This window comes from Arthrobacter sp. H14, from assembly GCF_000520495.1.
Taxonomy (GTDB): domain Bacteria; phylum Actinomycetota; class Actinomycetes; order Actinomycetales; family Micrococcaceae; genus Arthrobacter_C.
Map to the genome: position 1 here is coordinate 40,482 of NZ_KI914647.1, position 9,862 is coordinate 50,343.

4 protein-coding genes and 1 pseudogene are annotated in these 9,862 nt (G+C 62.1%); 4 read left to right on the top strand and 1 reads right to left on the bottom strand.

Going from position 1 to position 9,862, the window contains the following annotated elements; genetic code table 11:
• The first annotated feature begins 161 nt into the window (after window positions 1-161).
• A complete protein-coding gene (locus Y707_RS24770) occupies window positions 162-5,504 on the top strand; it encodes a peroxidase family protein (RefSeq protein ID WP_162150204.1) in 5,343 nt (1,780 codons plus the stop codon).
• A 188-nt stretch (window positions 5,505-5,692) separates the two neighbouring features.
• The gene (locus tag Y707_RS24775; RefSeq protein WP_051441835.1) at window positions 5,693-7,129 is read left to right on the top strand and encodes an MFS transporter; all 1,437 of its coding nucleotides are present in this window, start codon (window positions 5,693-5,695) and stop codon (window positions 7,127-7,129) included.
• A gap of 53 nt (window positions 7,130-7,182) precedes the next feature.
• Here the strand turns inward: Y707_RS24775 and Y707_RS0109380 are convergent, their stop codons facing one another.
• Window positions 7,183-8,589, bottom strand: coding sequence for an NAD(P)H-quinone dehydrogenase (locus Y707_RS0109380; protein WP_026534889.1), 1,407 nt, complete (start codon window positions 8,587-8,589; stop codon window positions 7,183-7,185).
• 79 nt (window positions 8,590-8,668) lie between these two features.
• Here Y707_RS0109380 and Y707_RS0109385 point away from each other — a divergent pair, with 79 nt between their 5' ends.
• Both Y707_RS0109385 and Y707_RS29700 read left to right on the top strand, forming a co-directional pair.
• Window positions 8,669-9,487, top strand: a complete 819-nt coding sequence (locus Y707_RS0109385; protein WP_026534890.1) for a purine-nucleoside phosphorylase — start codon at window positions 8,669-8,671, stop codon at window positions 9,485-9,487.
• 55 nt (window positions 9,488-9,542) lie between these two features.
• Window positions 9,543-9,862: pseudogene (locus Y707_RS29700) on the top strand (phospho-sugar mutase); the annotation flags it as partial.

The window sequence follows — 9,862 nt, forward strand, 5'->3', positions numbered from 1 at the left end:
ACCGCCGGTTGCCGTTGAGGTAGCTGGGGGCTTCGAGCGACTAAGAGCTGGGGGCCATTGCATGGGGAGAGTTTGCAATGGAAGAGAAATCACGACGCCATAACCGGCGTCGACAAGCGGGCAGAAAGCTGACGGCAGTTGCGTCAGCGGGTGCCATGGCTGTGACTGGGCTGCTGATACCGGGGGGGCCGGCCACAGCAGCACCACCTCCTGGACAAGACTTCAATGTCACCGTCGGCGACCTTGAGTTCATTCTCAAACAAATCGACATCTCTGAGGCTCACGCCGAAGACGTGGTGACCGAGGACGAAGATTCTTCCCCCCTTTGCAAGCGGGGGAAGACGTTCAATGTCGAAGAGCAAACGCATTACGACGTCGATGGCGACCCATGTGTGGGCGACCCGAAATTACCCTTTGGCCTCCGGACGGTTGACGGTCGGTGGAACAATCTGCTGCCCGGCCAGGATGGTTATGGCGCCGGGCTCCAGAATTTCCCCAGAATGCTTGAACCTGAGTTTCAAGATGCGGACCCGATTCCCAGGGGAGCTCCGGGCGGACCGGCGGGAACGCCCACCAGTTATAAGAGCAAAAATGGCAGCTTCGTCTACGATTCTGAACCTCGTACAATCAGTAATCTCATCGTGGATCAGACAACATCCAACCCGGCCGCCGTCGCAGTCAAAGACCGCGTCGAAGGTGCCCGCGTCCTGCCGGGAACACCTATTTCGCGTATAGCCGGTTCCACGCTCTACAACACCTCAGCGGCCATCAGCCGGAACAACTTCCAGCCGGGAGTCCCCGTCGCCTACATTGCCAGGGGGGATCGCTTTTCCGATGCCCTGGCCGGCGGCCCGGCGGCAAAGGCCGGCGGCGGACCGCTGCTGCTCGTTAAGCCCGGGGAAATTCCAGCCGGGATCCAGGCTGAATTGACCAGGCTGAAGCCGGCAAAGATCGTCGTATTGGGCGGCCATCTTGCCGTCAGCGACGCCGTCGTCACACAGCTCGGGACCTTCACCTCGGGTGCCGTTTCCCGGCTGGCAGGAGCAACCGCTTATGCAACTGCCGCTGAAATCAGCAAGGCAACGCAGGAGCCGGGCGTCAGCCGCGTCTATGTCGCGACCGGTGAAAATTTCCCCGATGCATTGGCGGCAGCAGCGCCGGCGGCGCGGGATGGCCACCCAATCCTGCTGGTGAAGCGCACCAGTGTCCCCCCAGCAACAGCCGCTGAATTGGCTCGCCTGAAACCCGCGGAGATCGTCGTCCTCGGTGGACCGATTGCCATCGCGGATGTTGTGTACAACCAACTCGATTCCTTGCCCGGAGCTATCAGCCGCATCGGTGGAGCCACTAAATATGACACCGCCGCGATGATTTCGGAGCGGTTCTACACTCCACCGGTCGATCATGCCTACATTGCCACCGGAGAACGTTTCCCGGATGCGCTGTCAGCCGCGGCGGTGGCTGGCATGCGGAGTGCACCAATCCTGCTGGTACCCTCCACCGGAACCATCCGCCCCAGCGTCCTCGCCGAGTTGGAGCGGCTGCAACCGAAGGCAGTAACACTCCTCGGCGGCCAGATCGCGATCGACTCCACGGTGGAAGCCCAGCTGGGGAACCAGTCAAAGGGAACGGAGATTTTCATCCCCGATATTGCCACCGATGAGGGCTTGTCCGCCTCGGTAACAAGCTGGTTCACGTACTTCGGCCAGTTCTTCGACCATGGTCTGGACCAGGTCTCCAAGGGAGGGAACGGCGCCGTCGTGGTTCCACTCCAGCCAGATGACCCGCTGTACGATCCCACCTCACGCACAAACTTCCTAATGCTCACCCGTGCAACCATTGCCGATGGGGACGGTCAGGAGCATCAGAACCGGACCACGCCGTTTGTGGACCAGAACCAGACGTACACATCTCACCCGTCGCACCAGGTGTTCCTGCGCGAGTACGAGGCGGTTAGCGGGGTTCCCGTTGTTACCGGGCAGCTGCTCAACGGCGCCTCCGATGAAGGAATGCCTACTTGGAACGATGTCAAGCGTCAAGCGCGGGATCTGCTCGGCATAGCGTTGACCGATATGGATGTGCTTGACGTTCCAATGCTGCGCACCGATCCCTATGGAAGATTTGTTCCAGGGCCGAGCGGTCTGCCGCAGATCGTTCTGGAGGATGGCACGCATCTGGAAGGCGACCTCGTCAATCCGGTGGCTGTCCCCGATAGCGCGCTGCGGGCCGGCCATGCATTCCTGGACGACATCGCCCATGGCGCGACGCCGGGAGAGGATCTGGCCGGATATAACAAGGAGTTGCTCGGGGAACACTTCATCACTGGTGACGGCCGCGGCAATGAGAATATGGCGCTGACCTCGGTTCACCACGTATTCCATTCCGAGCACAACCGGGTAATGAAGCAGATCGAGGGCGTCCTGAACGAGCCAGGCAACGAGGAACTGCTCGCCGAGTACCAGGAGGACGACTTCTGGGGTTACGGGGAGCGGCTGTTCCAGGCTGCACGGTTCTTCACGGAGATGCAGTACCAGCACCTCGTCTTTGAGGAATTCGCCCGCCGGATCCAGCCAAACATCGATCCCACCACCCTGAACGAGAATTCCTACATGCCGGATGTCAACCCCGCCATAACGGCCGAGTTTGCCCACGTGGTTTACCGGTTCGGGCACTCCCTCCTCACAGAAGATGTGCAACGGGAAGTCGACGGTCAAATGCATGAGATGCCGTTGTTTGACGCTTTCCTGAATCCCCAGGGTTACTTGAAAGCGCCTGACGGAACAGCATTGACGCCGGACGAGGCTGCCGGCTCGCTGGTCCGTGGGCTGACGCACGAGACCGCGAACGGCATTGACGAATTCGTCACCGACACGCTGCGCAATCAGCTGTTGGGCCTGCCGCTCGACCTGGCGACGATCAATATGGCCAGGGCCCGCGATACCGGGGTCCCGGGGTTGCAGTCAGCACGCCAACAGTTCTACGAGGCGACCCTGCATCCCGAGCTTGAGCCATACGAAAGCTGGGAGGACTACCGGTTGAGCATGAAGAACCCCGAGTCCATCCTCAACTTCGTGGCCGCCTACGGCATTCACCCAACACTCCAGTCGGCCAATACCCTGGCCGGAAAGCGGACGGCAGCAGAGGCACTGATCGCATCTCCGGCGTTCATGAACGCACCGGCGGCAGATACAGGACTCAATGGTGTCGATTTCTGGATGGGCGGGTTGGCTGAGAAGCCATTCGTCTTCGGCGGCATGCTGGGCACTACGTTCAACTTCGTTTTCGAGCAGCAGCTCGAGAACCTGCAAAACGGTGACCGGTTCTACTACCTGAACAGGAACCTCGGCAACCCGCTGTTCCACACGCTGGAGGCGAATTCGTTCTCGCAGCTGATAATGCGCAATACCAGCGCCGACCGGCTGCCACACGATGTATTCGCTTCACCACAGGCCACCTTCGACCTGACCCAGACCGACGCGCAATTGACCGCGGCCGGGCTGTTCAACCAGAACGGGCAATGGCGGTTCACCGGTGCTGAACATGTGGTGATGCAGGGCTCTGACGCCGCTAACAATATCCGCGGCGGTATTGGTGATGACTCCATCTGGGGCCGTGCCGGTAACGACCGGATCGAAGGCGACGACGGCGTCGACGCCATCATGGGCGGTGACGGCGACGACATCCTGACCGACCTCAACGGAGACGACAGACTCCAGGGCGAGGCAGGCAACGACGCGATTAGTGGCGGTCCGGGAATCGGAGACCTGCTCTTCGGAGGCTCCGGGAAGGACTTCATCCACGGCGGCCAGGACCATTCCACGGTCTTCGCCGGCCTCGGCGATGACTTCATCTACGGCTCCAGCGGCGCCGATGTCATCGGCGGCAACGAAGGAGACGACTGGATTGAAGGCGCCGGCGGCGGCACCGACCTGCTGGTTGGGGATAACAGCAACACGCTGGAAAACGATCCCAACCTCTGGCACGGCGGCCACGACGTCCTCAACGGCGGATCCGGTAACACCGACTTCGATTCCGAAGGCGGCGACGACATCATGATCGCCGGCGCCTCCAGCGAACGGTTCGCCGGGATGCTCGGATTCGACTGGGTAACCCACAAGGACTACCCCTACCCGGTCAATATCGACATGGCCGTGTTGACGATCCTGCCCGACACGCTCAGCCAGATCTCGGACAGGTTCCTGAACGTGGAGGCAACCTCAGGATGGAAGAATGATGACATCCTCCGCGGCTCCGCGGCCGAGGACGACATCACCGCACCAGCAGTAGGAACCCTCGGTTACGGCCACCGCCTCACCCAGGAACACCTGGACCGGGTCGATGGGCTCCGGGCACTGCTCGGCGGCGGGACGAAGCCCGAATACGCGCTGCCGTTCCTGGACAGTGAGTCCTTCAACGACGAGGAGGACTTCAACAACAACATCCTCCTCGGCGGGCAGGGAAGTGACCTTATCGAACCACGGATGGGCCGCAACTTCGTCGACGGCGATGCCTGGCTCAACGTCAGGATCGAACACCGGCCTGCAGGCGGGGCAGTGGAAACCGCAGACAGCATGCGGGCCTTCCAGGGGCGCATCTTCAACGGCACCATCAACCCGGCCGACCTGCATATCGTCCGTGAAGTCGCCAACGCCGACACCAACCAGACAGGCGCGGTCGACACGGCCGTCTTCTCCGGGGCGCGCAGCGACTACACCATCGATCGACCACACGCGGCAACCCAGCCGAATGTGTGGCGCGTCGCCAGTAACGCCGGAGCCCCACAGGTGTCCACAGACATCCTGCGGAACATGGAACGGCTCCAGTTCAACGACCAGGTCGTCTGCATCACCGGCGCCACCCTGGCTCCGAACTGCTCCGACGCCGCTGGAACGGTGCAATTGAACGGTACCGCCTTCACCGAAGGAGATACGGTCACCGCCACCGCGGACATCACTGACCCACAAGGCAACGGATCCTTCATCTACGAGCTGCAAGCTCAAAGCGAAGCCGGAGCCGACGGGATCGCCGACCTGTGGATCACGACACAAACGAATGCGTCCGGAACCTTCACCCTCTCAAACAGTGAAGCCGACCACTCAGTACGTGTGTTGGTCTCCTACGTCGACGACAGCGGGATCCACGAGCAGATCGCCTCGGCCGCTACCGGAGCGGTGGTAAACAACAACGATGCACCAACACCGCAACAAATCGGCCCGGCCGAACCGCTCGTCGGTGACGCATTGCGAATCACCAAGCAGTTCACCGACGCTGACGGTGCCGCAGACGCCATCGAACACTCCGTTCTCACCTACCGGTGGCAGCAGGGAACCGAGGCGGCAGGCTTCACCAACATCGCCGGAGCGACCGCGGAAACCTTCGCCGTCACCGCCGCCCAAACCGGGAAGCAAGTACGGCTGATCATCGGCTACACCGATGACAAGGGCACCGTCGAGGAAGCAGTCTCCGAGCCAACCGGTGTCGTCAATCCAGGAGGCGCCACCTAACCAGTCAATCCAGGGGTGCCGCCCAACCGGCTGCACCTGACGGAAAGAAAGCCTGCGCGGTGGGAGATTCCCACCGCGCAGGCTTTCTTCTGCTTCAACTGCTGTCTCAACATATGAATGTTACTGTCCAGTAACTGCGCCTAAAACTATCCTTTGTAGGTTTGAATTTTCGCCAATAAGGAGTTTGCGTGAGCAGCAGTGAGTCCGCCGGAACGACGGCGGCAAAAAGTGATGACGGCGTGAATGTACCGCGCAGCCGCATCGTAATCGCAAGTCTGGTCGGTACGACCATTGAGTTCTACGACTTCTACATTTACGCCACTGCCGCTATCTCGGTATTTCCCCTTCTGTTTTTCCCCACCGGAGACAGCGGCGCTGCACTGCTGTCGTCGCTGGCGACCTTCGGCCTGGCCTTTGTGGCACGGCCGATCGGTTCAATTGTGTTCGGACACTTCGGAGACCGGGTCGGGCGCAAGGCGACTCTGGTCGGCTCACTGTTAACGATGGGCATTGCGACCTTCCTGATCGGATTGCTTCCAACATATGCGCAAATCGGCCTGTTCGCCCCGGCGATGCTGGCCATCCTCCGCTTCTGCCAGGGCCTTGGGCTCGGCGGTGAGTGGAGCGGTGCCGCGCTGCTCGCCACCGAGACGGCCAAGAAGGGCAAACGCGCCTGGGCCGCCATGTGGCCGCAGTTGGGCGCTCCTTTCGGTTTCATCCTCGCCAATGGCTTCTTCCTGCTGCTCACCGTATGGATGGGCTACACCGGTTCGGCTGCGAACGATCCCAGCCATCCCTTTGTCGTGTGGGGCTGGCGGATTCCCTTCCTGGTTTCGGCCATCATCGTCCTGATTGGCTTGTATGTCCGGCTCAAGCTCGAGGAAACGCCGGTCTTCGCCCGCGCCGTCGCGCAGGGCAAGAAGGTCAAGACGCCGATCGTCGAGGTTTTCCGCACCGCCTGGAAGCCGCTGATCCTGGGCACGTTCATCATGCTCGCGACGTACAGCCTGTTCTACCTGATGACCACCTGGATCCTCAGCTACGCCATCGGGTCGGTCGAGAACGGCTTCCTGGGTATCCCCTACCAGGACTTTCTGATACTGCAGCTGATCTCCATCATCTTCTTCGCCGCCTTCATCCCGGTGGCCGGATGGCTGGCTGACAAGTTCGGCCGCCGCCGCACCCTGATGGTCGTCACCGCGGGCATCATTGTCTTCGGCCTCTGCTTCAACTTTTTCCTTGCCCCGGAGATTATGGGTCAAGGCGACAGCGCAAGCCATGGCCTGATGCTGACCTTCCTGATTATCGGCATAATCCTGATGGGTCTCACCTTCGGGCCGATGAGCGCCATTCTGCCGGAGCTCTTCGAGACGAACGTGCGCTACACCGGCTCCGCGCTCGCCTACAACATCTCCTCCATCTTCGGAGCCGCACTGGCCCCATTCATTGCAGCCTGGCTGGCGAAGGACTTCGGCGTCGGCTGGGTCGGCGTCTATCTTGCCTCAATGGCGGTGCTGACCTTCGTCGCGCTCTACTTGTCCAAGGAGACCAAGAACATGAGCATGGACACCTTGGAGGACGAGGTGGACGAGGCCGACCAGGAAGAGGCTGCCGTCAAGCGCTAGCGGCTGCCGTCAAGCGTTTACCTGCTACGCCCGCCTGCACGTATGCAGCACCATCAGGAGCTGTGTACGTGCAGCCTCCGGGCGGCTTCGGCGATTGAGCCGGACAGCGACGGATACACCGTAACCGTATTGGCGACGTCGTCAACGTGCAGTTTTTGTGCGACGGCCAGGGCGATGGGATAAATCAGCTCCGAGGCGCGGGGTCCGACGACGACGCCACCGATCACGGTACCGGAGCCCCGGCGGGAGAAGACCTTGATGAAGCCGTCCTCGACGTTCATCATCTTTGCCCGCGGATTCGTCCGCAAGGGCAGTTTAATGATGTCGCCCTGATACTTTCCCGAAGAGATGTCTTCCTCAGTCACGCCCACGGAGGCGATTTCCGGGGCGGTGAAAATGTTCGAAGCGACCTGCTTGAGTTTGAGTGGCTTGACCGCGTCGCCAAGCAGATGCGCCATGGCGATGCGTCCCTGCATGGCGGCGATGGAGGCCAGCGCGAAGACGCCGGTGCAGTCGCCGGCCGCATACACGTTCGGCGCGGTGGTGCGGGAAACGCCGTCGACCTTAATGTGGCCACTCTCAGTCAGCGTCACCCCGGCCTCTTCGAGGCCGATGTCCGCCGTGTTGGGAATGGCGCCAACGGCGAGCAGGCAGTGGCTGCCCTCGATGGTGCGGCCGTCGTTGAGCTTGACCCGCACGCCGTCGTCGGTTCGTTCCACGGTTTCGGCGCGGGTGCGCGACAACACCGTCATCCCCCGCCGCTGGAAGGCCGATTCAAGCACCTCCGCCGCATCGGCGTCTTCACCCGGGAGGACCTGATCACGGCTGGAGACCAGCGTGACGTGGGATCCGAGGCCGTTGTACGCAGACGCGAATTCGGCCCCGGTAACGCCGGAGCCGACGACGATCAGGGCCTTGGGCAGTTCGGTCAGGTTGTAGATCTGGGTCCAGTTGAAGATGCGTTCGCCGTCCGGCTTGGCGCCGGGCAGTTCGCGGGGGTGCGCGCCGGTGGCGATCAGGATGGCATCCGCCTCGACGGTTTCCGTACCCTCGGCCGTCGTCGCTTCGATCCGGTGATTGTCCAGCAGTCTGCCGGTGCCGGTCAGGATCCGGACTCCGGCACGCACCAGGCCCTGGCTGATGTCTTCAGATTGCTCGGCCGCGAGCTTAAGCAGCCGTTCGTTGACCTGGGCGAGATCCGCGTAGGCGGCCTCCGCGTTGTCCCTGAATTTAACGCCCGTGGTGTGAGCATCGGCGACCCGAACCATGGTGTCCGCCGTCGCGATGAGTGTCTTGGAGGGAACGACGTCGGTCAGTACCGCGGATCCCCCGACCCCCTTGTTCTCGACGATCGTTACGTCTGCCCCCAGTGACGCAGCCACCATGGCGGCTTCGTAGCCTCCGGGGCCGCCACCAAGGATGGCAATTTTCAGGGCGCTGAAATCCAGTTGACTCGTCACGGTCCAATTGTTGCTTACTTTCCAGTAAGGCCTCAACCAGCGGTTCCACCGGCGAGCCCGTACACGGTACGTTGGTGCAGTGACTACAGACGAGCTGGAACGCAACGACCCCTTCGAACTGGCGCGGCGGGCAGCCGGTTACATCGCGGAACAGACCGGAGTCGAACAGCACGATATCGGGCTGGTCCTCGGTTCGGGTTGGGGTGGAGCGGCCGAATTGATCGGCGAACCAGTAGCGACTGTCAACGCCGCCGACATCCCCGGATTTTCCGCCCCCACCGTCGAAGGCCATGTCGGAACCATCCGTTCGGTGCAGATTCCGGACGGACGGCGTGCCCTGGTCCTCGGCGCCCGGACGCATTTTTACGAAGGCAAAGGTGTTCGCGCCGTCGTGCATGGAGTCCGCACCGCCGCCGCCGCAGGTGTGAAGACCATGGTCCTGACCAACGGCTGCGGCGGACTCAACGAAGACTGGCCGCCCGGGACGCCGGTGCTGATTTCCGACCACATTAATCTCACCGCCACATCGCCGCTCGAGGGCGCGACCTTCGTGGACCTGACGGACCTGTACTCCCAGCGGATCCGCAGCATCGCCCGCGAGGTGGACCCCTCACTCAATGAAGGGGTCTATGCGCAGTTCACCGGACCGCATTATGAGACACCGGCCGAGGTCAGGATGGCCAGAACCATCGGTGCGGACCTTGTCGGAATGTCGACCGTGCTGGAAGCCATCGCGGCCCGGCACGCCGGCATGGAGGTATTCGGCATCTCTTTGGTGACCAACGCGGCCGCGGGCATCAGCTCCGCCGCGCTGAGCCATCAGGAAGTAATTGCGGCGGGCCAGGAGGCCGGTCCGCGGATCTCCCGGTTGCTGGCCGGCATCATCAACAAACTGTAAACCCGTCCCCGTTATGAACACGCCGCTCCCGTGGCGCGGCGTGTAGGTTAAAACAATGACGCTCACCGAATCCGAGCTGGAGCAGCTCACGACGACTGCCGCCGAATGGGCGGACGCCGATCCTGATCCGCAGACAGCGGCCGAACTGCGTGAATTGATTGAGCAGGCAGGTGGTGAAGGCACCGGGCAGCTGCAAGCGAGCCAGGAGCTGGCGGACGCCTTCAACGGCACCCTTGAATTCGGCACTGCCGGTCTGCGTGCAGCACTCGGACCCGGTCCCAACCGGATGAACCGCGTCGTCGTGCGCCGTGCCGCCGCAGGAGTAGCGGCGTTCCTGCAGCAGAAGGCCGCGGGCCAGTACACTCCACGGGCCGT